Origin of the sequence: Pseudomonas sp. CMR5c, from assembly GCF_003850545.1 — a bacterium.
In the GTDB taxonomy this organism is placed as follows: domain Bacteria; phylum Pseudomonadota; class Gammaproteobacteria; order Pseudomonadales; family Pseudomonadaceae; genus Aquipseudomonas; species Aquipseudomonas piscis.
Window position 1 is genome coordinate 5,084,264 of the sequence record NZ_CP027705.1, and the last position, 24,421, is coordinate 5,108,684.

The following is a 24,421-nucleotide window of genomic DNA, read 5'->3' on the forward strand; positions in this document are numbered from 1 at the left end:
ATGCAACTCTCTGCTATCGATAGCAAAAGCAAACACCACCCCAACGAACGCGTCGCCTTCATCCAGGCCTGCTGGCACAAGGAAATCGTCGACCAGAGCCGCCAGGGCTTCATCAACGAAATGCTCGCCCAGGGCTACCAGGAAAGCGATATCGACTTCTTCGAGGTCGGTGGCGCCTTCGAAATCCCGTTGCAAGCCAAGCTGCTGGCCAAGTCCGGTCGCTATACCGGGATCGTCGCTGCCGGCCTGGTGGTGGACGGTGGTATCTACCGTCACGACTTCGTCGGCCAGGCGGTGATCAACGGGCTGATGCAGGTGCAATTGGAAACCGAAGTGCCGGTGTTCTCGGTGGTGTTGACCCCCCATCACTTCCATGCGGGCGAAGAACACCAGAAGTTCTTCTTCGAACACTTCGTGGTCAAGGGTCGGGAAGCGGCCATCACCTGCGCCGACACCCTGAACAAGACTCGCGCCCTGCGTCGTAACGAACAACGGGCAGTCGCGGTATAAGGACTGCAGCAGGGTTGCCCGCCATGGCGGGCAACCCTGCTGGCTTGCAGTATCAGCTCAGGTCATCGGCCGTGGCCGGCACGATCAGGATCCCGGCACGCAGGCCATTCTTGACCTTGGGATTGGGAAAAATGATCCGCGCGCCCTCCTCCTCGATGACCCAGCGGGTCTGGGCGATGTCCTCGGCCAGCAGATAACCCATCTCCAGCTCGGAAAAGTTCTCCACGTCCGCCGGCAAGTGCAGTTGAAAGCTGTCGCTGTGCTTGATCACTTCCCGAGAGACACTGAACAACTTCAACCCTTCAAGGCTGTCCTGCTCCGCAGGTGGCTCGCTACCCTCGATCAGTTGCTTGAGGCGAGTTTCCAGGCGCTCGACGTTGACCCCCTGGTTCTGCCCGAACGGCCGGGCCTTGCCCAGTTCCAGGGTGAAGGACTCGGCCCCCAGTTGATCGTAGGTGTAAGCGCTGAACACGATGGAAGGCTTGTTCTGCAACAGCACCGCCTCCATGCCGCAGGCCCGCAGTCGTGCCAGCTGACGGCGTGAATGCTGGCGTCCGTCCTTCCATGGATACAGGGCGAACTGCTCGATCTTCGAGCCGCGAATGGCCGTGTGCAGGTCGTAGTGCAAGCGCTCGCGCCACGGCAAGCTGAAGAAGCTCGCCGCCAGGCGCTCCAGCTCACAGGCGCGCAAGGCCTCATGCCCACTGCTCTGCTCATGCCGACCATTGAACAGGCGATTGACATCCTGCTCGACGAAGCGCTCGCCGCGGCGCATGGCCTCGGGGTTGCCGAACAGGAACAGGATACGGGCGCGGGGCTTCAGGTCGCCCCGGGCGATGTCATGCAACAGGCGGTCGAGCAACTCGATGGGAGCGGTCTCGTTGCCATGGATGCCGGCGGACAACAACAGGTCCAGGCCGTTGTCGCGCGCTTCGGGCGGGCGCACTTCCAGCGCCCCCTCGCTCAGCCAGCGCATGCGCACGCCGTCGACAGTCAGTTGAGTCTTCTCTGCCGGTTCACGGCCGGCGAGGGTCAGTTCAAGCAGTTTGCCGAGGGCGAGCATAAAACGCGTTCCTTAGTGGGCGTGGCCGCAGCCTGGGCCGTGCACGTGATCGTCGTCGCCAGCGTCGGCCGGCTCCATTTCCAACTGCAGGCTGACCAGGTTGGTCGCCAGTGGGCGCAGCAGCAGGCTGGCGTATTCCTCGTCACCCTCCTCCACGTCCACGCCGATCAGCAACTGGCCACGGCCGTCCTGCTGGATCCACACTTCCTTGCCTTGCCACAGCACCGCAAAACGGGTGCAGGAGGTTTCCTGTTGGGCGCCTTCGGCATCTTCAAGGATCAGTTGCAGGGTATCGCTCATGGGTCGGTTCTCGTCTGGGGTGAAGCACCGCACCCGGGTCGTCCGGATGCGGGCCGTCAATTGATCTGGAAAGGATAAACCGCGCCCAGTTTAAGGATTTGCGTCAGCTCATCCAATGCCGTCCGGCACTCGACCAGCAGCTGCGGGTCCGCCAGGTCGGCTTCGGTGAGACGATCGCGGTAATGCTTGCCGACCCACTGGGTCAGGGTCTCGTACAGCGGCGCGGTCATGATCACGCCTGGGTTGACCGCCGCCAGCTCGGACTCGTTGAGCGCCACGCGCAAGCGCAGGCACGCCGGGCCACCGCCGTTCTGCATGCTCTGCTTGAGGTCGAAGACCTTCACTTCACGGATCACGCCACCGGAGCTGGTGAGGTTTTGCAGGTATTGCCAGACCCGCTCGTTGTTGCGGCACTCTTCCGGCACGATCAGCAGCATCGAGCCATCGGCGCGGGACAGCAACTGGCTGTTGAACAGGTAGGAACGCACTGCGTCCTCCACCGTCACCTGGGAGCGCGGTACGCAGACCGCCTGGAAGTTACCGCCACGCCTGCCCAGCTTGGCCTGCAGTTCGGCAAGCAGCTTGCCGGTCTCGAGGAAGGCGTCCTCGTGGTAGAACAGCACCTCGCCGTTGCCTACGGCGATCACGTCGTTATGGAACACGCCCTGGTCGATCACCGCCGGATTCTGCTGGGCGTAGACGACCCCGTCCTCGTCCAGGCCATGCAGCCGGGCCACGGCCTGGGATGCTTCCAGGGTCTGGCGCGCCGGGTACTTCTGCGGCGTCGGATAGCGATTGTCGAAGGCACTGCGACCGAAGACGAAGAACTCGACGCCAGCCTGGCCATAGTCACGGCAGAAGCGCGTGTGGTTGGCCGCACCTTCATCACCGAACTGCGCCACTGCCGGCAGGGCGGCGTGATGGGCGAAGTGCTTCTGGTCGGCGAACATCGCCCCCAGCACCCGGCTGGTGGTCGGGTGCTCGATGCTGCGATGGTACTTGCAGTTGAGGTTGGCGGCGGTGAAGTGCACGCGGCCGTCGGCAGTGTCGGCGCTCGGGCTCACGGTGGCGGCGTTGGCCACCCACATGCTCGAAGCCGAGCAACTGGCGACCAGCAACGGCATGGCCTGCTTGGCCGCCTGCTGGATGACCTGCGCATCGCTCCCGGCAAAACCCAGGCTGCGCAGCGCGGCCACGTCCGGACGCTCCTGCGGGGCGAGCACACCCTGCTGGAAGCCCATGTCCATCAGCGCCTTCATCTTCGCCAGGCCCTGCAGCGCCGCTTCCTTGGGATTGGAGCCCTGCTGGCTGTTGCTCTGGGAGGCGACGTTGCCGTAGGACAAACCGCCGTAGTTATGGGTCGGCCCCACTAGACCGTCAAAATTGACTTCATAGGATTTCATCAGCGAGGCTCCACGAATCTGCTTGTTATAGGCATCGATATCAGTACAGGTCTTGAGGCCGCCGACGCCCGTTTCAAAAGACGTTCGCAGCCTGCGGCAGCGGCCTCATCGACGCCCCACCGCTGTTTGCAGCCGCTGCCGTGGAGCGCCAGGGGCACGCCACGGCATCTCATCAATCCAGGCGCACGCCCGGGGTCAGCGCTCCCGGCAAGGCCAGGCTCGGAGTCTCCAGGGACGCTACCGGATACGCACAGTAGTCCGCCGCGTAATAGGCGCTGGCCCGATGGTTGCCCGAGGCCCCCACGCCACCGAATGGCGCGCTGCTGGCGGCGCCGGTCAACTGCTTGTTCCAGTTGACGATCCCGGCCCGGCTCTGCAGCCAGAACTGCTGGTAGCGCTCTTCGGAATCCGACAGCAAACCGGCCGCCAGGCCGTACTGGGTGTTGTTGGCCTCGGCGATGGCGCCATCGAAATCAGCGTAGCGGATCACCTGCAACAACGGCCCGAACAGCTCCTCGTCAGGTCGCTCGGCCACCGTCGTGACATCCAGGATCCCCGGGGTCAGCAGTGCGGCCTGGGCCTGGGGCTGGGTCATCTCCAGCAAGGCCACGGCGCCATTGGCCAACAACTGGCGCTGGGCATCCAGCAGTGCCTGGGCCGCGCCCAGGGAGATCACCGAGCCCATGAACGGCGCCGGTTGCTGGTCGAAGGCACCCACCTCGATGCTCGAGCTGACCGCCACCAGGCGCGCCAGCAGCGAGTCGCCCCAGGCGCCGGCCGGCACCAGCAGGCGACGGGCACAGGTGCAGCGCTGGCCAGCCGAGATGAAGGCGGACTGGATGATGGTGTACACCGCCGCATCCAGGTCCGCGACCTGGTCCACCACCAGCGGGTTGTTCCCGCCCATCTCCAGGGCCAGGATCTTGTCCGGACGCCCGGCGAACTGCTGGTGCAGGTGGTTGCCGGTACGGCTGGAGCCGGTGAAGAACAGGCCATCGATCCCCGGGTTGGCGGCCAAGGCGATCCCGGTTTCCCGGGCGCCCTGCAGCAGGTTGAGCACGCCTGCCGGCAGGCCGGCCTCGATCCAGCACTGGACCGTCAGCTCGGCGACCTTGGGCGTCAGCTCACTGGGCTTGAACAGCACGCTGTTACCCGCCAGCAGCGCCGGCACTATGTGGCCATTGGGCAGGTGGCCGGGGAAGTTGTAAGGGCCGAACACCGCCACCACGCCATGGGGCTTGTGCCGCAGCACGGCAGTGGCGTCACCCAGCGGGCCGCTCTTCTCTCCGGTACGCTCGCGATAGCTCTGCACCGAGATGGCGATCTTGTTGACCATGCTGGTCACTTCCGTGGTCGCTTCCCACAACGGCTTGCCGGTTTCCTCGCCAATGCAATGGGCCAGTTCGTCGGCACGGGCCTTGAGGCCGGCAGCGAAGGCTTCGAGCACGCCGATGCGCTCCTCCAGGGAGCGCTTGGCCCAGGCCGGGAATGCCTGGCGTGCAGCTTGTACCGCGCTGTCTACCTGGGCGGGTGTTGCACCGTTGCCGGACCAGATGACCTCCTGGGTCACCGGATTGACCGAGGTGAAGGCTTCACCCTGGCCGGCCAGCCATTGGCCGGCGATGTACAGCGTGCTCATTATTTCGACTCCCGAGAAGCTGACAGCGGAACCGCGCGGACCTGGTCGCCGGCGTTGAGTTGCAGGCGCTTGGCGGTCAGCGGATCGACCACCAGGGTGCCCGAGGCGAAGCGCGCCGGCGCCGCGGTGATGCGGCATTCCTCGCGCTTGCGGTTGTGGATCAGGAAAGGCGTGGCATCGTCGCCCGGGGTGCCGATGGCCAATACCAGCGCCTGGCTGTCGCGCACCGCGCGGATCTTGCCGGTCTCGCACTCCACCGCCGGGCCGGCATCGAAGATGTCGACATAACCCTGGTAGCTGAAGCCCTCGCTCTTGAGCATGGCCAGGGCCGGCTCGGTGTCGGTGTGGACCTTGGCGATGACGTTGCGCGCGTCCTCGGAAAGAAAGCAGGTGTAGAGCGGGAACTTGGGCATCAGCTCGGCGATGAAGGCCTTGTTGCCGACACCGGTGAGGTAGTCCGCCTGGCTGAACTCCATCTTGAAGAAGTGCCGGCCCAGGCTTTCCCAGAATGGCGAACGCCCTTGCTCGTCGGACATGCCACGCATCTCGGCGATGATCTTGTTGCCGAACAGCTGCGGGAACTCGGCGATGAACAGCATCCGCGCCTTGGCCAACATGCGGCCGTTGAGACCGTTGCGATAGTCGGCATGCAGGAACAGCGAGCACAGTTCGGAATTGCCGGTCAGGTCGTTGGCCAGGAACAGCGTCGGGATCTCGCGATAGATGTTCAGCTCCTGGGAGGCGCTGACGGTCAGGCCGACCCGGAAGTTGTACCAGGGCTCACGCAGGCCGACCGCGCCAGCGATGGCGGAAATCCCCACCACGCGGCCGTTGTCGTCTTCCAGCACGAACAGGTAGTCCGCATCGCCGCGCTCGGCTTCACCGCGAAAGGTCTTCTCCGCCCAGCCGACCCGATGGGTCAGGCGCTCTTCGTTGGCCGGCAAGGTGGTGAGGCCGGTGCCGGTGCTACGGGCCAGGTCGATCAGCGCGGGTAAATCGCTGCTGCGTACGGGACGAACGATCATGCTATCTCCTCAGACGGACGCCTTTGACGGCACCCGCGAAACTCGCTGCTTTGCAGACAGGCCTTCCAGGGTCTGGAAGCCGCCGTTAAACCGCCACCAGGCGCACACTGGCACCTTCGCCGACACCCAGGGCCTCGGCTGCTTGCAGATCCAGGGTCACCGGCTTGCCGGGGGCGTAGTCCAGCTCCAGCAGCACCGCGCGGTAGTCCTGCAACTGGCCATTGGCGACCAGGTACTGGCGACCGCCGCCCTTGAGCGCCTCGCCGATCTTCACCGGCACCACGCGGCTCTGGGCGATCGAGCGGATCCCGGAAACCCGCGCATGCAGGGTCGGGCCGCCGTCGAAAATATCGATGTAGTGATCGGTCTCGAAACCTTCGCGCATCAGGATGTCGAAGGTGATCTGCGCGCGCGGATGCACCTGGCCCATGGCTTCCTGGGCGGCGTCCGGCAACAGCGGCACATAGATCGGGTAGTGCGGCATCAGCTCGGCCAGGAAGGTCCGGCTCTTGAGACCGCACAGGCGCTCGGCCTCGGCATAGTTGAGGTCGAAGAAGTTGCGGCCGATGGCGTCCCAGAACGGCGAATCGCCATTCTCGTCGCTATAGCCGACGATCTCGGTCACCACCGAATCGGCGAAACGCTCCGGATGGCCAGCCACGAACAGCAGGCGGCCACGGGAGTTGAGCTCGGCCCAGGGCGTGCCCACCAGGTCGCGGACCACGTAGAAGCTGGTCAGCAGGCTGTTGCCGGTGAGGTCGTGGCACTGGGACAGGACATGGATCTTGTTGTGGATCTTCAGCTCGCGGGACGCATGGACGAAGGTTTCGTTGCGAAAGCTGTAGAACGGCTCGGAGTAGCCCGCCGAGGCGACGATGGCCGAGCAGCCCACCAGCTTGCCGCTCGCCGTGTCCTCGAGGACGAAGAAGTAGCTCTCTTCGCCATTGAAGCTCACTTCCGCGGCGAACGAAGCCTCGCTCGCGGCGATCTTGTCGCGCAGGCGATCCACATCATCCGGCAAGGAGGTGACACCAATCGGGCTGTCTGCAGCCAGACGCTGTACCTCGCCCAGATCGGCCATTTGCGCGGGGCGCATCACCAGCATGGTGTCACTCCTTACTCAAGAACAGGGTCGGAAACCGTCCGACTCAGGGAAAAAAATGCCGGGATAGCCCGGCACAGGAATTAGTGTTCGACGCCGGCAAAGCACCGGCGCCGAGAAGTACCACCGCCTGGATCAGGCTTGGGTCAGTTTTGCCACGGCACGCTCGAAGCGGTCCAGACCCTGGTCGATATCCGCGTCCTCGACCACCAGGCTCGGGGCGAAACGCACCACGTCCGGACCGGCTTGCAGGATCATCAAGCCTTCTTTCTCGGCCGCGTTGAACACGTCCTTGGCCTTGCCTTTCCAGGCATCGCTGAGTACGCAGCCGAGCAGCAGGCCCAGGCCACGGATTTCCGTGAACAGGCCGTACTTGGCGCCGATCTGCGACAGGCGGGCCTTGAAGCGATCGTGCTTGGCCTTGACGCCATTGAGCACTTCAGGGGTGTTGATCACGTCCATCACGGCACCGGCCACGGCACAAGCCAGCGGGTTACCGCCGTAGGTGGTGCCGTGGGTGCCGACCACCAGGTGCTTGGCCAGCTCTTCGGTGGTCAGCATCGCCGCGATCGGGAAGCCGCCGCCCAGGCTCTTGGCGCTGGTGAGGATGTCCGGAGTCACGCCGTAATGCTGATAGGCGAACAGCTCGCCGCAGCGACCCATGCCAGTCTGCACTTCGTCGAACACCAGCAGCGCGTTGTGCTGGTCGCACAGCTCGCGGGCACCTTGCAGGTACGCCAGCTCGGCAGGCAACACCCCGCCCTCGCCCTGGATCGGCTCCAGCACCACGGCGCAGGTCTTGTCGGAGATCGCGGCTTTCAGCGCGGCCAGGTCGTTGTACGGCACATGGGTGATGCCGGTGATCTTCGGACCGAAGCCATCGGAATACTTGGACTGGCCACCGACATTGACGGTGAACAGGGTACGGCCGTGGAAGCTGTTGAGCGCAGCGATGATTTCGTACTTCTCGGCACCGAAACGATCATGGGCCACGCGACGGGCCAGCTTGAAGGCGGCCTCGTTGGCTTCCGCACCGGAGTTACAGAAGAATGCGCGCTCGGCGAAGGTGGCGTCGATCAGCTTGTGGGCCAGGCGCAAGGCCGGCTCGTTGGTGAAGACGTTGGAAACATGCCACAGCTTGTTCGCCTGCTCGGTCAGGGCTCCTACCAGGGCCGGATGGGCATGGCCCAGCACGTTGACCGCGATGCCGCCGGCGAAGTCGATCAGTTCCCGGCCAGCCTGGTCCCAGACTCGAGACCCCGCGCCGCGCACAGGAATGAAAGCCGCAGGTGCGTAGTTGGGAACCATCACCTGGTCGAAATCGGCGCGTTGCACCGGGGCTTGCTCAACGGACATCGGAGTCTCCTGAAGAGGAACACCCGCCTGGAACTGGCGAGCGATGGAGGGATTGTAAGGACAGTTTTCTGCCCGGCCTTGTCGCCAAGCGACAACTTCTTATAGCGCCAACCCCGGTTTTTCGCGGGTTTATGGCAATGCGACAAATTGCGTCGCAAAGGCGCAGTTTAAACTGCGTGGCGCCTGAACGGCAGGTTTGCCGGGCTAATTATCCACTTGGCCGGCAGCGCCGCTCACACCCACTCTTGAGCCGTTGCCGCAGGCTGCGACCAGGCACCCTGAACCGATGGAAGCGGCAACGGGAAACGCTTGCAAGGTTCCAATCGCCCTGGTGGTTGATGCCGAGCCATACGCAACCTTCGGCAGCGACTGCACGAGGCGCCGAACCGCTGCTTGCGAGTACAAAGAAGGAGAGGGGTCAGCCGCGCTCGGCGGGTACGGAAGAGAGCTCGAAGGGGCTGCTGCTGCGCCGCTGGTTGCGGTCTTCGCGCGGGGTGGCGCCAAAGAAGTTGCGATAGGCACTGGAGAAATGCGGGCCGGAGGAGAAACCGCAGGACAGGCCGATCTGGATGATCGATTTGCTGGTCTGCATCAGCATCTGCCGCGCCTTGTTCAGGCGCAATTCCAGGTAGTACTGGCTCGGCACGCGGTTCAGGTACTGCTTGAAGATCCGCTCCAGCTGGCGCCGGGATACGCAGACATGCTGGGCGATCTCGTCGGTGGTCAACGGCTCCTCGATATTGGCTTCCATCAGCAGCACCGCCTGGGTCAGCTTCGGATGGCTGGAGCCCAGGCGGTTCTGCAGCGGAATACGCTGGCGTTCGCCACCTTCGCGGATGCGCTCGACCACCAGCTCCTCGGACACCGCGCCAGCCAGCTCCGCGCCGTGATCCCGGGCCAACACCGCCAGCAGCAGGTCCAGCACCGACATGCCGCCACAGGCGGTCAGCCGATCGCGATCCCAGTCGAACAGGTGGCTGGTGGCGATGACCTTGGGAAAACGCTCGGCGAAATCGTCCTGCCAGCGCCAGTGCACTGCTGCCCGGTAGCCATCCAGCAACCCCAGCTGGGCCAACGGATAGACCCCGGCCGACAACCCGCCGACCACACAACCGGCGCGCACCAGCTGCTTGAGCGCGGTGCCCAGGGCCGAACCCACCGGCGCCGGAGGCTCATCGGCCAGCAGGAACAGCTTCTGGCAACCCTCCAGCTTGCCCGCCCAAGGCTCGCCCGGCAGTTGCCAGGTACCTTCCACGGCAGGCTCGGCCTGGAGGAAGACCAACTCGTAGACCACTTCCGGATGGACCCGCTGGGCGACGCGCAAGGCCTCCTCGGCCAGCGCCAGCGTCAAGGCTTTAGTGCTGGGCCAAATCAGGAAACCAATTCGATGGGCAGTCATGGCGGGCGATCCGAAACGAAAAACAGTAGGAGAAGCCAAGGGCGGCAGCACCAAGTTAGACCATCTGGCGCAGGGCGCTCAGCATGACCTAATTTGGTGCATAACGGCAGCTATTACTTGAGGCTGCCGGAGAGGAATTGTTGCAAACGTTCTGATTGTGGATTCACCAGCACTTCCCGCGGATTGCCGCTTTCTTCCACCAGGCCCTTGTGCAGGAATACCAGCTGGTTGGAGACCTCCCGGGCAAAGCCCATCTCGTGGGTCACCACCACCATGGTCCGGCCTTCCTGGGCCAGGGACTGCATGACCTTCAGCACGTCGCCCACCAGCTCCGGATCCAGGGCCGAGGTCGGCTCGTCGAACAGCATCACCTCAGGCTCCATGGCCAAGGCCCGGGCGATCGCCACGCGCTGCTGTTCACCGCCGGACATATGCCCCGGGTAGGCATCCTTGCGATGCGCCACGCCGACCTTGGCCAGGTAGTGCTCGGCCTTCTCGCGGGCTTCGGCCTTGGGCACGCCCAGTACATGCACCGGGGCTTCCATGATGTTTTCGATGGCGGTCATGTGCGACCACAGGTTGAAGTGCTGGAACACCATCGACAGGCGCGAGCGCATGCGCTGCAACTGCTTGGGGTCGGCAGCCTTGAGGGCACCGTCCTTGCTGGCCACCAGCTTCAGCTCTTCATTGTTGAGCAGGATCTTCCCGGCGTGCGGCTGCTCCAGCAGGTTGATGCAGCGCAGGAAGGTACTCTTGCCCGAGCCACTGGAGCCGATGATGCTGATCACATCGCCGGCCGCGGCCTTCAGGGACACGCCCTTGAGCACTTCATGGCTGCCATAGCGCTTATGCAGGTCTTGGACTTCAAGTTTGTACATGCGGTCGGTTCTCACAAAAACAGTCAGTCGTTGAGCAAGCGCCCGTGACGCAGCGCTTCGCGCCCCGCCACCTTGGCCAGCCAGAAACCGGGTTGGGCATAACGCAGCCGCTCAACGGCGAACAGCACGCCGCTGGTGCCAGCACACACCGTGCTGACCCGATCGGATAGAGGATCAATCACTTCAAAAAGCGGCTCGCCCACTTCCACCCAACTACCAGCCGGACGCAGGAAGCTCACCACGCCAGGATGCGGCGCATACAGCAATTCAGTGCCTTCGAAGGGCATGCCCTCGCAAGCTTCACGCCCTGGCGCCGGCCATTGCCCGGCAATCAGCCCTTGCTCGGCAAGGAACGCCAGGATGCCTTCGGCATGCGCCTCGGCCTGGGGCCGGCCGGTGTCGGCCTGGCCACCCAGCTCGAGGGTGGTCGCCAGGCATGCCAGGGGGATCTGCGCCTCGGGGAACTGCCGCGACAAACGCAACCAGGGCAGCGAACAGGCCTCGTCGAACGAGCTGCCGCCAGAATCTTCCGCCAGCAGGCCCACCCGTACATCCAGGTGAGCCGCCAGGGAACGCCACTGCGGCCAGTGCTGCGGCAAGGCGTACATATGCAAGGCCGCCTCGGCATCGCAGTGCAGGTCCAGCACCACGTCGGCGGTGCAGGCATGCGCCAGCAACACTCGCTGCATGCCCTGCAGCTGGCTGGCGGCCGGCGGCAATTCGGCCAGCACATCGACCATGGCCTGGCGGATCAGTTGCACGTTGGCGTGGGCATCGTCACCCAGGCGCCCTTCCAGGCGCTGGGCCACTGGCGCGCTGAGCTCGACGAAATCACGGTTGAAGTTCTTGCCGCTGCCGGCTTCGAAACGCCCCTGGTGATTGCCTTGCAGCAACTGCCCAAGACCCAGCGGATTGGCTACTGGCACCAGCTCGACGACGCCCTTGAGGGCGCCCTGGGCCTCCAGCTCGGCCAGGCGCTTCTTCAACTCCCAGGCGGTACGCATGCCAGGCAGTTCGTCTGCATGCAGGCTGGCCTGGATATAGGCCTTGCGCTCCCCGCCGCCGAAACGGAATACCGAGATGCTGCGCTCGCTGCCCAGGTGGTTCCAGGGCAATGGATGATCGATACGTTCCATATCAGTGCTTCCGCGGCGCCAGGTAGCGCAGCCAGCGGCCTTCGGCCAGCTTGAACAGGCGCACCAGGATGAAGGTCAGGCACAAGTAGAAGACGCCGGCGGTGATGTAGGCCTCGAACGGCAGGTAGTACTGCGCGTTGACGGTACGGGCCGCGCCAGTGATGTCGATCAGGGTGACGATGGAGGCCAGGCTGGTGGTCTGCAGCATCATGATCACTTCGTTGCTGTATTGCGGCAGCGCCCGGCGCAGGGCCGACGGCAGGAGGATGCGGCGATACATCTTGTAGCGCGACATGCCCATGGCCTTGGCCGCCTCGATCTCGCCGTTGGGCGTGGCCTTGAGGCTGCCGGCGATGATCTCGGCGGTATAGGCGCTGGTGTTGATGGCGAAGGCCAGGCAGGCACAGAAGGTCGCGCTGGACAGCCAGGGCCAGAGGAAGCTCTCGCGTACTGCTTCGAACTGCGCCAGGCCGTAGTAGATCAGGAACAGCTGCACCAGCATCGGGGTGCCACGGATCACGTAGGTGTAGAGCCAGGCGGTCATGTTCACCAGCGGCTGCTTGGACACGCGCATCAGCCCCAGGGGCAGCGCCACCAGCAAGCCGAAGAACAGCGACAGCGCCAGCAGTTTCAGGGTGGTCAGCAGGCCGCTGAAATACAGCGGCAAGGCATCATAGATGACGTTGTAGTCGAAGATCATAGATCAGCCGCCCTTACGCCTACCGAGTAGCGCTTCTCAAGGTGACGCAGCGCCAGCAACGAGACACTGGTGATCACCAGGTACATGGCCGCCACTGCGAGGAAGAAGGTGAAAGGCTCGCGGGTGGCATCCGCCGCCTGCTTGGCCTTGAACATCATGTCTTGCAGGCCCACCACGGAAATCAGCGCGGTGGCCTTGGTCAACACCAGCCAGTTGTTGGTGAAACCGGGAATCGCCAGGCGGATCATCTGCGGCACCAGCACCCGGAAGAACACTTGCGTACTGCTCATGCCGTAGGCCATGCCGGCCTCCGCTTGCCCCTTGGGAATCGCCATGAAGGCGCCACGGAAGGTTTCCGACAGGTAGGCCCCGAAGATGAAGCCCAGGGTGCCGATACCGGCAGCCAGCGGGTTGAGGTCGATGTAGTCGTCGTAGCCCAGCAACGGTGCCACGCGATTGAGCAGATCCTGGCCGCCGTAGAAGATCAGCAGGATCAGCACCAGATCGGGAATACCACGGATCACCGTGGAGTACAGGTCGCCCAGCCAGGCCAGCCAGCGTACCGGCGAGAGGCGCAGCGCGACCCCGATCAGACCTAGAACGATGGCCAGGGCCATGGACGACAAGGCGAGCTGAAGCGTCAGCCAAGCGCCATCGAGGATGACAGCCCCGTAGCCTTTCAACATGATTCAGGTCCTCGAAAATTGGGATGAAAAAATGGCGCAAACTTCAGAGATTCTGCTGCTTGCGCCATCTCGGACTGACAGGTTCGACGGATTACTTGCCGTAGATATCGAAGTCGAAGTACTTGTCCTGGATTTCCTTGTATTTGCCGTTCTCGCGAATGGCGGCGATGGCGGCGTTGATCTTGTCCAGATCAGCCTTGTCGCCCTTGCGCACGGCGATCCCTACGCCGTCGCCGAAGTACTTGACGTCGGTGAAGGCCGGACCGACGAAGGCAAAGCCCTTGCCGGCATCGGTCTTCAGGAAACCGTCATTCAACAGGGTAGCGTCCGCCACGGTGCCGTCGAGGCGCCCGGCCGCTACATCCAGGTAGATCTCGTTCTGCGAGCCGTATGGCTTGATCTGGGCGCCCAGGGGAGCCAGGACCTCACGGGCGAAACGCTCGTGGATCGAACCGCGCTGCACGCCGATGTTCTTGCCCTTGAGCTCGGCCATGCCGTCGCTGACCTGGGTCCCGGCCTTCATCACCAGGCGCGCAGGAGTGTTGTAGTACTTGTTGGTGAAGTCCACGGACTTGCGGCGATCGTCGGTGATCGACATGGAGGACAGGATCGCGTCGATCTTGCGTACCTTCAGTGCCGGGATCAGGCCATCGAACTCCTGCTCGACCCACACGCACTTGACCTTCATCTGCTCGCACAGGGCATTGCCGATGTCGTAGTCGAAACCGACGATGCTGCCATCCGGAGCCTTGGAGGCGAATGGAGGGTAAGCCGCTTCGATACCAATTTTCAGGGGCTTTTCGTCGGCAACGGTCGGCAGGGACAGCACGGACAGTGCCAGGGCGCCAAGAAGCACGAGTTTCTTCATTCTTAGAACTCCATCGGTAAAGGGCGAAAACGGCAGAGTGAGCAACAGCCCAATATGCGAATGGGTGAACCCTCAATAGCGGCGCTGCGTCCTGAAAAGCCCGGAAAGGGACTCACACACAGGTAACGACGAGCGAGTGACCGGCATTCTAACGACAGGCCGGAAGCCGATATTTCCTCAATGCGACAACAAATTACAGAAGCACCGAGAACGCCGGGGCGGCATATTGACAGCTCTTCAGGATTATGCAAGAGCAAAAGACAGTGAACCGATCTACGTTGCAAATTGCGGGCCTATTATTGGCAAAGCCTTCTATTCCGGCAAGCGCAGCGTGATGACTTATTTTTTACATGGATATAAAAGGCCCTGAAACGGCGCCCGACGTTTCCCATCGCCCCGAAATTGGGCGCAGGGTTACACCTTCGCCCAACCCGGTAACATTCAGATACGTCTACCGGGCAAACCGATATTTATTCTCCCCTCCCAACCGACCCGCCCCACTGCGCGCAAAGCGCCAGCACAGAGGGCTTCGCGGGGATTTATCCGACCCATGAAAAAGCCCCGCCCGGCATCGCCGGGCGGGGCTCATCGAACCAGCAAGCGCCTCAGGCGACGTTCATGGTCTTGTGGGTGTCGATCAAGTGCTGCACCACGCTCGGATCGGCCAAGGTGGAGATATCGCCCAGGCCTTCGTATTCCGCCGTCGCGATCTTGCGCAGAATCCGCCGCATGATCTTGCCGGAACGGGTCTTGGGCAGGCCTGGCGCCCATTGGATGACATCCGGCGAGGCGATCGGGCCGATCTCCTTGCGCACCCAGTTCTTCAGCTCGGCGCGCAGGGCTTCACTTGGCTCCTCACCGCCATTGAGGGTCACATAGACGTAGATGCCTTGGCCCTTGATATCGTGAGGCACGCCAACCACCGCCGCCTCGGCGACTTTCGGGTGGGCGACCATCGCGCTCTCGATCTCGGCAGTGCCCATGCGGTGCCCGGAGACGTTGAGCACATCGTCCACGCGCCCGGTGATCCAGTAGTAGCCGTCCTCGTCGCGACGCGCACCGTCACCGGTGAAATACATGCCGCGGAAGGTCTTGAAGTAGGTATCGACGAACCGATCATGGTCGCGGTACAGGGTCCGCGCCTGGCCCGGCCAGGAATCGAGGATCACCAGGTTGCCCTCGGCGGCGCCTTCGATGATGTTCCCCAGGTTGTCCACCAGGGCCGGCACCACGCCGAAGAATGGCCGCGCCGCGGAACCCGGCTTCAGCGCATGGGCGCCGGGCAGCGGGCTCATCAGGGTCGCGCCGGTCTCGGTCTGCCACCAGGTGTCGACGATCGGGCAACGGGACTGACCGACATTCTTGTAGTACCAGTCCCAGGCTTCCGGGTTGATCGGCTCGCCCACCGAACCCAGCAGGCGCAGGCTGCTGCCGTCGGCGCCTTCGCAAGCGGCGGTGCCCGAGGCCATCATGGCGCGGATCGCGGTCGGAGCGGTGTAGAGGATGTTGACCTTGTGCTTGTCGACGATCTTCGCCACCCGGGTCACGTCCGGATAGTTGGGCACGCCTTCGAACAGCACGGTGGTAGCGCCGTTGGCCAGCGGCCCGTAGACGATATAGGTGTGGCCGGTGACCCAGCCCACGTCGGCGGTGCACCAGTAGACTTCGCCCGGACGGTAGTCGAAGACCCGCTCGTGGGTCAGCGACGCATACAGCAGGTAGCCGCCAGTGGTGTGCTGCACGCCCTTGGGCTTGCCGGTGGAACCGGAGGTGTAGAGGATGAACAGGGCCTCTTCGGCACCCATTTCCTTCGGCGCGCAGACACTGCCGGCGACCTTCATCAGGTCCTCGTACCAGATGTCGCGATGCTGGTTCCACTTGATGTCGCCACCGGTGCGCTTGCACACGATGACCTTCTGGATGCTGTTGGTTTCCGGGTTGGTCAGGGCGTCGTCGACATTGGCCTTGAGCGAGATCTTCTTGCCGGCACGGATGCCTTCGTCGGCGGTGATCACCACTTTCGAACGGCAGTCGATGATGCGACCGGCCAGGGCCTCCGGCGAGAAGCCGCCGAACACCACCGAGTGGATCGCGCCGATACGGGTACAGGCCAGCATGGCCACCACCGCCTCGGGGATCATCGGCATATAGATAGTCACCACGTCGCCGCGGTGCACGTCCTGGCCACGCAGGGCGTTGGCGAACTTGCAGACTTCTTCATGCAGTTCGCGGTAGGTGATGTTGCGGCTCTCGGAAGGGTCGTCGCCCTCCCAGATGATCGCCACCTGGTCGCCGCGCTCGGCAAGGTGACGGTCCAGGCAGTTATAGGAGACGTTCAAGGTGCCATCGGCGAACCACTTGATATCGACATGATGATCGTCGAAGGAGGTCTGCTTCACCGTGGTAAAAGGCTTGATCCAGTCGAGACGCTTGCCCTGCTCGCGCCAGAAACCGTCCGGGTTCACGACCGACTGCTGGTACATGGCCTTGTAAGTCGCCTCGTCAGTCAGCGTCTTGGCCAGAACCTCGGGACGAACGGGATACACAGAAGCCGCACTCATCTTTCTTACCTCGGTGACATAGTTGTTTTTGTATGACCCCGTTGTAGCCGGGGGACGCCTATAGAACCATTCGACGATGGTAGTAACAACCCCCAGCGAAATGCCCCAGGATCTAGCGAAACCCTTCAAGAACAGGCCCTGGAGGCATATCGAGGCAATCCGAAAATGTTCGCGCTGGTCTCTGGAAAGGGCTTTTTCGGCGATTGTTACAAAAACCGTCAAAAGTGTTTATCAAAAGTACGCCTATATGGCGCTCCGCCCCACGCCTAAAATCTGCCTCGCCCAACAGGCAAACTGATTAACCAAGTTGCAGCCCCCACGAAGGCAGTTAATCAAACTTCTACTCAAGTTCCACACGCAGCCCCAAAAAGGCTGCGTGAACCCACACGACCTTAGAAAGGTAAAACGCAAATGAAAGCTTTATTAGTTCTGGCCCTCAGCAGTCTGTGCGCTACAGCGATGGCTGATGAGATCCCGACTGATGCCGCCAGCCAGCAAGTAGCAGTAGAGGAATACACTTACTCCACGGACCTGGATATCGCCAAAGTTATTTCCATGAGCGAAGTTCCAGAAGTATGTGAAGTTGTACCGGCACGCATGGAATATGAAGATTCCAAAGGTCTGCGACATATTCTCCAATACCGCGTAATGGGTAACGGTTGCTCCAACGGCTGATAACCGCCCCGCCGCCCAGGCCTCGATGACCGCCGGCCGCAAGAAATCCCTCTTGCGGCAAAGATGCCCGGCACACTGGGGTTCCAGCACAGGCATCGTTCCACGACGTACGACCACGACAATCGCATGCATTTTTTCCGGAATGTACGTCACCGTCCGCCACACCGATGACACCTGCTCGAAAGTCGCTACCAATGACGCGGATTGATGGCGACTTGCCCTTACCCGGAAGATCCGCAAGGCGCTTCGACAGGACCAATCACCAGCTTTTGAGTTGTGTCAAAACCCTGGAAATCGCCTTGGAAAACACAACATCTAGTAAATTCGGTTGTTTTTTGACCGAATCATGGATTTTTTTGCCCGCCTGAAAAAAAAACTTCTCCAGCCAAAGCCCTGTAAACCCGCGCTCTGCCTCAAATCCCTCGCCTTCCTCGGCTCACCTGCGCCCATCGGTCGCCCCACGCCCCTGAAAATATCCTTATAATGCGCCCTCAAAACGGGCCTGCAACATTCCCTTACCGGATGAAAACGACCTGCTGAACCTCGCGCCGGAGCCGACACCCTCAGCCCTGCCCGACAGCAGCCTCAAGCACCCGCAGACGAATTTCTGTTTATTGCCTGCGTCACTGCTGCAACAAACGATTTCTTTGATTTAACGCGGCCAGTAGCGCCGTGTGAAAAGCCAACCCTTTTGTTTTCACACGGGCATCTGGCCCTCAAGCAGGAGACGACACGTCATGCTGAGCTGGGACGAATTCGATAAAGAAGAAAGCGAAGCCACGGCCAAGGGCACCAATGCCGGCCAGGCTTCCGACGCCACCATGGACCGCCTCGACAGCGCCGGTGGTGCCGCCGCCCTCGAAGCCCGCGCCGTGACCTCCGCCGACTCGGCCGCCGTGGTTCGCGCCAAGGCCGCCCTGGACGAGCTGGACATCGCCGAGGGCCTGGCCGAACTGGAAGGCTCCGCTGCCCGCGTCGCCGTTGACGAAAAGCGCATGATCAACTGCCGCGCCGACCTCAACCAGTTGGTGCCATTCAAATACGACTGGGCCTGGCAGAAGTACCTGGACGGCTGCGCCAACCACTGGATGCCGCAGGAGGTCAACATGACCGCCGACATCGCCCTGTGGAAGAGCGTCGAAGGCCTGACCGACGACGAGCGCCGCATCGTCATGCGCAACCTGGGCTTCTTCTCCACCGCCGACTCCCTGGTCGCCAACAACCTGGCCCTGGCCGTGTACCGCCTGATCACCAACCCCGAGTGCCGCCAGTACATCCTGCGCCAGGCCTTCGAGGAAGCGATCCACACCCACGCCTACCAGTACTGCATCGAGTCGCTGGGCATGGATGAAGGCGAGATCTTCAACATGTACCACGAGATCCCTTCGGTCGCGAAGAAAGCCGCCTGGGGCCTGCGCTATACCCGCTCGATCTCCGATCCGGAATTCGATACCGGCACCGTAGAGACCGACAAGGAACTGCTGCGCAACTTGATCGCCTACTACTGCGTACTGGAAGGCATCTTCTTCTATTGCGGCTTCACCCAGATCCTGTCCATGGGTCGCCGCAACAAGATGACCGGCGTCGCCGAGCAGTTCCAGTACATCCTGCGCGACGAATCCATGCACCTGAACTTCGGTATCGACGTGATCAACCAGATCAAGATCGAGAACCCGCACCTGTGGGATGCCGAGATGAAGGAAGAAGCTACCCAGATGATCCTGCAGGGCACCCAGCTGGAGATCGAATACGCTCGCGACACCATGCCGCGCGGCGTACTGGGGATGAACGCGGCAATGATGGAGGACTACCTCAAGTTCATCGCCAACCGTCGCCTGTCGCAGATCGGCCTGAAGGAAGAATACCCGGGCACCACCAACCCGTTCCCGTGGATGAGCGAGATCATGGACCTGAAGAAAGAGAAGAACTTCTTCGAGACCCGCGTGATCGAGTACCAGACCGGTGGCGCGCTGAGCTGGGACTGAGTTCCAGGCTCGTAGGTTTTCATGATCGACTGAACTTTTTTCAAGATCGGCTGAAACCATAGCCTAAGACGCAGAGCTACCTCGGCCGCAAGCTGAGGTGGCTTTTTTTCTGCCCCCTCACCATGCAGCGCCGTCTTCGTGGTATGGCCCAGGCCTATGAGCGTCAGCAGAGCCCCCCTCCCGAGCCAACAAAGAAAGTCCTTCGATGTCCGGCTGGCAGAGCTGTTGGATGCCGAGGCGTCAGAACGGGAAAGCCGCAAAATCGAACGTTATCTCAAGTCGGCCAAGTTGCGCTTTACTCAGGCGACTCCTTGAGGATGTTGATTACAAGAGCGATCGAGGCCTGGACCGCAGCAGGATCATGGCCCTGTCCGATTGTGAGTGGTAACCGTACGCCATCCGCTTGATGACTTTGATTCAATTGTTGATTCCTTCCAGTTGACCCGTGTGCATCGGCCAGCGAACCCGGCTGACGATACCGCGCCAGTAACCCTTTAGCCGCTTGGCGAACTGGAACGGATCAGTCCTCTCATCGTTTAAGATGGCTTGTTCAAACATCCTTCTTGAAATTGCATGGAGTGGCGTTCGTGAGTAATTTGTTTGACCGTGATATCGGTGTGGATGATTTAGATAAACCCATATATAGAATTTTCCCGCAATGGGCTCTCGCTGAAGCCATTCGGCTGAAACGATTAACATTAGTCCCTCCGCATTTTTGGGATGATCCCTTTGAGGTGGTTGAGAGATCAGTAGGAATTAACTTCAGGTCCAAAGACGGCCCGTTCCGGCAAGAGATTCTTGGACAAAACCTGTCTCCAATCTATGCGCAGAGCTGGTCGGCAACTGCCGAGTCCGATACGTTGCTGAGGGCTTATTCTCGGGTGGTGAAAGACCCGCGGCATGATCGGAATCTGTGCCCAGGAGATGAAGGCGTTCAAGTTAGAACCACGGCGCGCAAGCTGTTGAGCGCTTTGGAGAGCGGTCTCGACAACAAGCCTGTCAGGCCTTTCATCGGTGATGTGCACTACGCCGATACCGAGGCGATCGTGCAGTCCCTAGCTAATCAGGTCAGTTTAGCTCGCAGTGCGATTTTCGAAGATGAGGATAATCGTATAAAGCTTCTGATGATGAAGCGGTTAGGGTTCGCTCACGAAAATGAGGTACGGATTGGTGCTCTCTCAAGAGACGGTTTTAAAAACCCGGATCCAGTGTTGCATTTCGATGTTGATATCCACTCCCTCATAGACGAGATAACGTTCGACCCCCGCTTGGCTATGTTCGAAGAAAGAGAGCGGCAGAGAGTTTTCGAGGGCTTTGGTTATAAGGGGCCTTTCGGCTCCCTAAAGCTTTACGAAAAAAAACTGTTTCTAGTAGAGCTTCATGAGTAACTGGTCTAGATATTCGCTAGCCGCACGGTGAAGTCGACAACCTGACCCATTCGAAGACTCCGCACATCCTCTTTGAGTCTTCGGATGGCCGCGCCGATCAAACAGGGCACTGTCACCGCCTCCACAGTCTCAAGGTGTGCAGTGATGCAACTGCTGTTCAGTGGCAATGCAATTGGGTGTGCAAGTCCCCACGAAAAGCCCTGACCTGGTCAGGGCTTTTTTATGGCCGCTTCTTCTATATAGCAGTCCTCGCAAGCAGTCCCGCCTCCCTCCCCTCAGCGACGGGCGCCCCTCGCCTCTGCCCTTCTCCCCAACCGTCGACAACAAGCCATGCCAGCCCAGTGGCCACTATCCATCAGTCGAACCGTAGCACCCCAGGCACTAGCCGCACCAAGACAGCACAAGCAGACCCAGCAGTCACTTCCAAACTATCTAGTTCAAAAAAACCTTGTAAAGACCAAGGCTAGTTCGAGCATGTAACGCCATTGACAGAAAAAACAATGCAACTTGCAGCCCTTCTGCAACACCGGCGTCATTTATCAGGGAGCACTTCTTTGGTGCGATGGATGCACCAATAACAAACATTTTCCGGGGAATTTAATAGCCACTTAACAACGAAAACATATGTTTAGATAAACTTACATAAATACATCTATCTCCTAAATAATCCGCGAGACACTTTAGAAAAAATGCATTTTTTGGCTTTTTTTTCACTAGACACCGGCTATTTTGCTCGCCTATATTCGGTCTGCCCTACAGCCAAGGAAGTGCTTAAATGAATGTTCGGCAATTGCATTCATCCAACTCGAAGTGGGAAACGATATTTGGCTTCTCACGTGCAATAGAAGTTGGCGATACATTGTATGTATCAAAAACCGGCCCCCTGGACGCCAATGGAGAAATAACCGCGACAGGTGTTGCCGAACAGACACGCGCAGTTATTGAAAACATCTCGCGAGTTATCGAAAAAGCCAACTTCAAACTTGAAGATGTCATACAAAGCCGGCTCTACCTGACCGAGATCGACAACTGGCAAGAGGCCGCCACCGTACATGGACATTACTTCCATGCCATCCGGCCGGCCTTCACATTGCTTCACGTGCTGCCATTCCCCGAACGGAAAATGATCGTTGCCATGGAAGTCGTGGCCCGCCGCCAACAGCCTGCCGCCGTTTCGGAGTCGCCATGAACGTCTCGTCCCTCTTCACGCTCTTCGCCACCGTGGCCGCGGGAATGGCCATGGCCAGCAACTACCTGCTGCAACCGGTCCTGCCGGCGGTCGCCGCGACCCTGGGTATCGATCTGGCGAGCGCCGGCCTGATCGCCGCCAGCACCCAAATCGGCTACATGCTCGGCATCTTGCTGATCGTGCCCCTGGGGGATGTGCTCGACAAACGCAGCCAGATCACCTGGCAGTTCCTGATGCTGGGCGCGGCGATCTGCTTCGCTGCGCTCTGCAACTCTACTGTGCCGTTCTTCCTGGCCTGCATCGTCATCGGCAGCATGGCCACCAATGCCATCCAGCTCAATGCACTGGGCTTCCAGCTCAGCGAAAAAGGCAGCACGGTGGGCACCATCACCATGGGCATCAGCGCCGGCATCCTGTTGGCCAGATTCGTCGGCGGAGCGATCGCCCAGGCCTGGGGCTGGCAACACATGCTGATGTGCATCGGCGCAGCGATGTTGGTACTGGCGCTGATCGGCCGGATGGTGATGCCCGCATCCCCACCCCGGGGTCGCGCCTCATACCGGCAGATACTGGGCAGCCTGCCCGGACTGCTGGGGCGCTATCCGCTGCTGCGCGAGTCGGTCATGGTGGGTGGGGCCTGGTTCTTCGTCTTCAGCCTGTTGTGGGTCGCGTTGATGCTGCACCTGCAGGCCGCGCCACTCAACCTCGACCCCACCACCACCGGGCTTTTCGGCCTGGCGGGCCTGGCCGGACTGCTGCTGGCCCGCTACGCCGGCGCCCTTGCGGACCGGATCGGCAGCCGCGCGGTGATCGCCCTCGGCCTGTCGCTGGTGCTGGCTGGCGTCGCGGTGCTCTACCTGTTTCCCTATTCCATGGTCGGCCTGGTGATCGGCGTCGTGCTCTTCGACCTGGGGTGCTTCTGCGCGCAAGTGGCAAACCAGACTCGTGCCCTTCGCCTTGAACCCACTTTGCGCAGCAGCCTGTTTGCCGTCTACATGTTCTGTTATTACGGCGCCGGAGCCCTGGGTTCATTGTCCGCCGGTTACATCTACCAACAATCGGGGTGGCTCGGCATATGTATAAGTGCATTCAGCGTCACCGCTATTGGACTGCTAATAACCTGGATAAATAACAAGAACACCGCACTCGATATACAAGCCGCCAAATAGAGCCGGCGTACTAACGCAACAACTTCCTACTACCTGGAACAACTTGACTTGCCAGACGCAAAGTCATGCGCCTGGCCGTGCCCGCGAACCGCACCAATGGAGATGACTGTCATGTTCACCATTCAACTACTGGCGATACTTCTCCTCAGCCAGTTGCTGGGCGGCCTGGCGCAACGCATAGGCCAATGCCGGGTAGTCGGGGAAATCACCGCCGGCATCTTGCTCGGTCCCACCTTCCTGCAACCGCTGCTGCAGTCCATGGGAGTGCAATCCTCGCTGTTCGCCGCCGAACACATCGGCTGGATCGGCACGTTGGCCGAACTGGCCCTGGTGCTGCTGATGTTCGAAGTGGGCATGCACATCGCCCCGGACAACGGCCGGCACAGCCGCCAGGAAAACCAGGCGGCGCTGAAGATCGCCGCGGCCGGCCTGGTGTTGCCGTTCATCGCCGGCACCATCGTCGCCTGGTACGCCCATCCGGTACTGGCTCCCAGCTTCGACCAGTGGTCCTTCATCGTGTTCTGCGGCATTGCCCTGGCAGTGTCCGCCCTGCCGGTGATGATCCGCATCGTCGAGGACCTGGGGATCAGCGACCTGCCGGCGGTGGCCGTGACGCTGCGTGCCGCCGTGCTGACCGATATCGCCGGCTGGCTGGCCCTGGGGGCAGTGATCGTGTTCTCCGCCTTTCACCACGACCTGAAGCTGGTGGCGTTGTTCGGTTTCTGCCTGTTGCTGGGGGTCGCCAGCTACGTCGCCCTGTCGCTGCAATGGGTCGAGCGAGTCCTGGCCAGGGCCGAAGCCGACGAATATCCACGCCACCTGCCCTGGGTGCTGTGCTACCTGCTGGCCAGCGCCTGGATCACCATGCACCTGCAACTGCACGCCGGGATCGGCGCCCTGCTGGCAGGCGCCATGATCAGCCGCGCACCGGGTTTCGCCAGCTACTGGAACCGGCAGATCGGCGGCTTCCTGAGGATCTTCCTGCTGCCGGTGTTCTTCGCCAGCGCCGGGCTCAAGACCTCCCTGAGCACCGCGGGCAACGCCTTGGAGCTCAAGTGGTTGCTGATCTTCCTGGTGGCGGCCTTCGTCAGCAAGTTCTTCGGTGCCTACCTGGGGGCCCGCCGCAGCGGCTTCTCCTACCAGGACTCGACCCTGACCGGCGCCCTGATGAACACCCGCGGCCTGATGGAATTGGTGGTGCTGTCCATCGGCCTGGAGCTGCAGCTGATTTCCCCCACCGTCTACAGCCTGCTGGTGACCGTGGCCCTGATCGTCACGGCCACCACCACGCCCCTGGTGCGTCGAGTGACGCAACGCGCCCCCCGAGCATTCGCCCGACCCGCCATCGCGGAAAAAAACTTCAACTGATGCACTGACCTTGTGGAGCTA

The 24,421-nt window shown here is 61.5% G+C and carries 21 protein-coding genes and 1 pseudogene; 7 read left to right on the forward strand and 15 right to left on the reverse strand.

Annotation, left to right across the window (positions count from 1 at the left end; genetic code table 11):
* Entirely contained in the window at positions 1-510 is a 510-nt protein-coding gene (locus C4K40_RS23270) for a 6,7-dimethyl-8-ribityllumazine synthase (RefSeq protein ID WP_022640320.1), read from the forward strand.
* A 52-nt stretch (positions 511-562) separates the two neighbouring features.
* Here C4K40_RS23270 and astE read toward each other — a convergent pair whose 3' ends face one another.
* From astE to acs, 14 genes are all read right to left on the reverse strand, one after another.
* Complete coding sequence (astE, locus tag C4K40_RS23275) at positions 563-1,573, reverse strand: succinylglutamate desuccinylase (protein WP_053137038.1); 1,011 nt, start codon at positions 1,571-1,573, stop codon at positions 563-565.
* A 12-nt stretch (positions 1,574-1,585) separates the two neighbouring features.
* Positions 1,586-1,873 (reverse strand): hypothetical protein, encoded by a 288-nt coding sequence (locus C4K40_RS23280; protein ID WP_022640322.1) that lies wholly within the window; start codon positions 1,871-1,873, stop codon positions 1,586-1,588.
* Between the two features lie 56 nt (positions 1,874-1,929).
* Entirely contained in the window at positions 1,930-3,276 is a 1,347-nt protein-coding gene (astB, locus tag C4K40_RS23285) for an N-succinylarginine dihydrolase (RefSeq protein ID WP_053137041.1), read from the reverse strand.
* 172 nt (positions 3,277-3,448) lie between these two features.
* Positions 3,449-4,918, reverse strand: coding sequence for a succinylglutamate-semialdehyde dehydrogenase (gene astD / locus C4K40_RS23290; protein WP_164485060.1), 1,470 nt, complete (start codon positions 4,916-4,918; stop codon positions 3,449-3,451).
* Positions 4,915-5,940, reverse strand: a complete 1,026-nt coding sequence (astA, locus tag C4K40_RS23295) for an arginine N-succinyltransferase (protein WP_022640325.1) — start codon at positions 5,938-5,940, stop codon at positions 4,915-4,917. The genes astD and astA overlap by 4 nt, the downstream gene beginning before the upstream one ends.
* Before the next feature lie 85 nt (positions 5,941-6,025).
* On the reverse strand, positions 6,026-7,045 hold the full coding sequence (gene aruF / locus C4K40_RS23300; protein WP_022640326.1) for an arginine/ornithine succinyltransferase subunit alpha: 1,020 nt from the start codon (positions 7,043-7,045) through the stop codon (positions 6,026-6,028).
* Positions 7,046-7,177: 132 nt separating this feature from the next.
* Complete coding sequence (locus tag C4K40_RS23305) at positions 7,178-8,398, reverse strand: aspartate aminotransferase family protein (protein ID WP_053137047.1); 1,221 nt, start codon at positions 8,396-8,398, stop codon at positions 7,178-7,180.
* 418 nt (positions 8,399-8,816) lie between these two features.
* Positions 8,817-9,797, reverse strand: a complete 981-nt coding sequence (argR, locus tag C4K40_RS23310; protein WP_022640328.1) for a transcriptional regulator ArgR — start codon at positions 9,795-9,797, stop codon at positions 8,817-8,819.
* 113 nt (positions 9,798-9,910) lie between these two features.
* Positions 9,911-10,675, reverse strand: a complete 765-nt coding sequence (locus C4K40_RS23315; RefSeq protein WP_022640329.1) for an ABC transporter ATP-binding protein — start codon at positions 10,673-10,675, stop codon at positions 9,911-9,913.
* A 23-nt stretch (positions 10,676-10,698) separates the two neighbouring features.
* Positions 10,699-11,811 carry a succinylglutamate desuccinylase/aspartoacylase family protein gene (locus C4K40_RS23320; RefSeq protein WP_053137050.1) on the reverse strand — a complete coding sequence of 371 codons (1,113 nt, stop codon included), beginning with the start codon at positions 11,809-11,811 and terminating at the stop codon, positions 10,699-10,701.
* 1 nt (position 11,812) lies between these two features.
* Positions 11,813-12,511 carry an ABC transporter permease gene (locus tag C4K40_RS23325; RefSeq protein WP_022640331.1) on the reverse strand — a complete coding sequence of 233 codons (699 nt, stop codon included), beginning with the start codon at positions 12,509-12,511 and terminating at the stop codon, positions 11,813-11,815.
* Entirely contained in the window at positions 12,508-13,197 is a 690-nt protein-coding gene (locus tag C4K40_RS23330; RefSeq protein ID WP_022640332.1) for an ABC transporter permease, read from the reverse strand. The genes C4K40_RS23325 and C4K40_RS23330 overlap by 4 nt, the downstream gene beginning before the upstream one ends.
* A 91-nt stretch (positions 13,198-13,288) precedes the next feature.
* On the reverse strand, positions 13,289-14,065 hold the full coding sequence (locus C4K40_RS23335; RefSeq protein WP_022640333.1) for an ABC transporter substrate-binding protein: 777 nt from the start codon (positions 14,063-14,065) through the stop codon (positions 13,289-13,291).
* A gap of 605 nt (positions 14,066-14,670) precedes the next feature.
* The gene (acs, locus tag C4K40_RS23340; protein ID WP_053137052.1) at positions 14,671-16,626 is read right to left on the reverse strand and encodes an acetate--CoA ligase; all 1,956 of its coding nucleotides are present in this window, start codon (positions 16,624-16,626) and stop codon (positions 14,671-14,673) included.
* A gap of 411 nt (positions 16,627-17,037) precedes the next feature.
* Here acs and C4K40_RS23345 point away from each other — a divergent pair, with 411 nt between their 5' ends.
* Positions 17,038-17,301, forward strand: coding sequence for a DUF2790 domain-containing protein (locus C4K40_RS23345; RefSeq protein ID WP_083456990.1), 264 nt, complete (start codon positions 17,038-17,040; stop codon positions 17,299-17,301).
* Positions 17,302-18,038: 737 nt separating this feature from the next.
* A complete protein-coding gene (locus C4K40_RS23350; RefSeq protein ID WP_053137058.1) occupies positions 18,039-19,286 on the forward strand; it encodes a ribonucleotide-diphosphate reductase subunit beta in 1,248 nt (415 codons plus the stop codon).
* Between the two features lie 420 nt (positions 19,287-19,706).
* Here the strand turns inward: C4K40_RS23350 and C4K40_RS32010 are convergent.
* Positions 19,707-19,796 (reverse strand): annotated as a pseudogene (locus C4K40_RS32010) (ISL3 family transposase); the annotation flags it as partial.
* 77 nt (positions 19,797-19,873) lie between these two features.
* Between C4K40_RS32010 and C4K40_RS23355 the strand changes: the two are divergent.
* The 4 genes from C4K40_RS23355 (at position 19,874) to C4K40_RS23370 (ending at position 24,400) form a co-directional block, all read left to right on the forward strand.
* Complete coding sequence (locus tag C4K40_RS23355) at positions 19,874-20,674, forward strand: hypothetical protein (protein WP_124421356.1); 801 nt, start codon at positions 19,874-19,876, stop codon at positions 20,672-20,674.
* Between the two features lie 775 nt (positions 20,675-21,449).
* Positions 21,450-21,863, forward strand: coding sequence for a Rid family hydrolase (locus C4K40_RS23360; RefSeq protein ID WP_053137063.1), 414 nt, complete (start codon positions 21,450-21,452; stop codon positions 21,861-21,863).
* On the forward strand, positions 21,860-23,032 hold the full coding sequence (locus C4K40_RS23365) for an MFS transporter (protein ID WP_022640336.1): 1,173 nt from the start codon (positions 21,860-21,862) through the stop codon (positions 23,030-23,032). The genes C4K40_RS23360 and C4K40_RS23365 overlap by 4 nt, the downstream gene beginning before the upstream one ends.
* Before the next feature lie 111 nt (positions 23,033-23,143).
* Positions 23,144-24,400 carry a cation:proton antiporter gene (locus C4K40_RS23370; protein ID WP_053137065.1) on the forward strand — a complete coding sequence of 419 codons (1,257 nt, stop codon included), beginning with the start codon at positions 23,144-23,146 and terminating at the stop codon, positions 24,398-24,400.
* Positions 24,401-24,421: the final 21 nt, after the last annotated feature.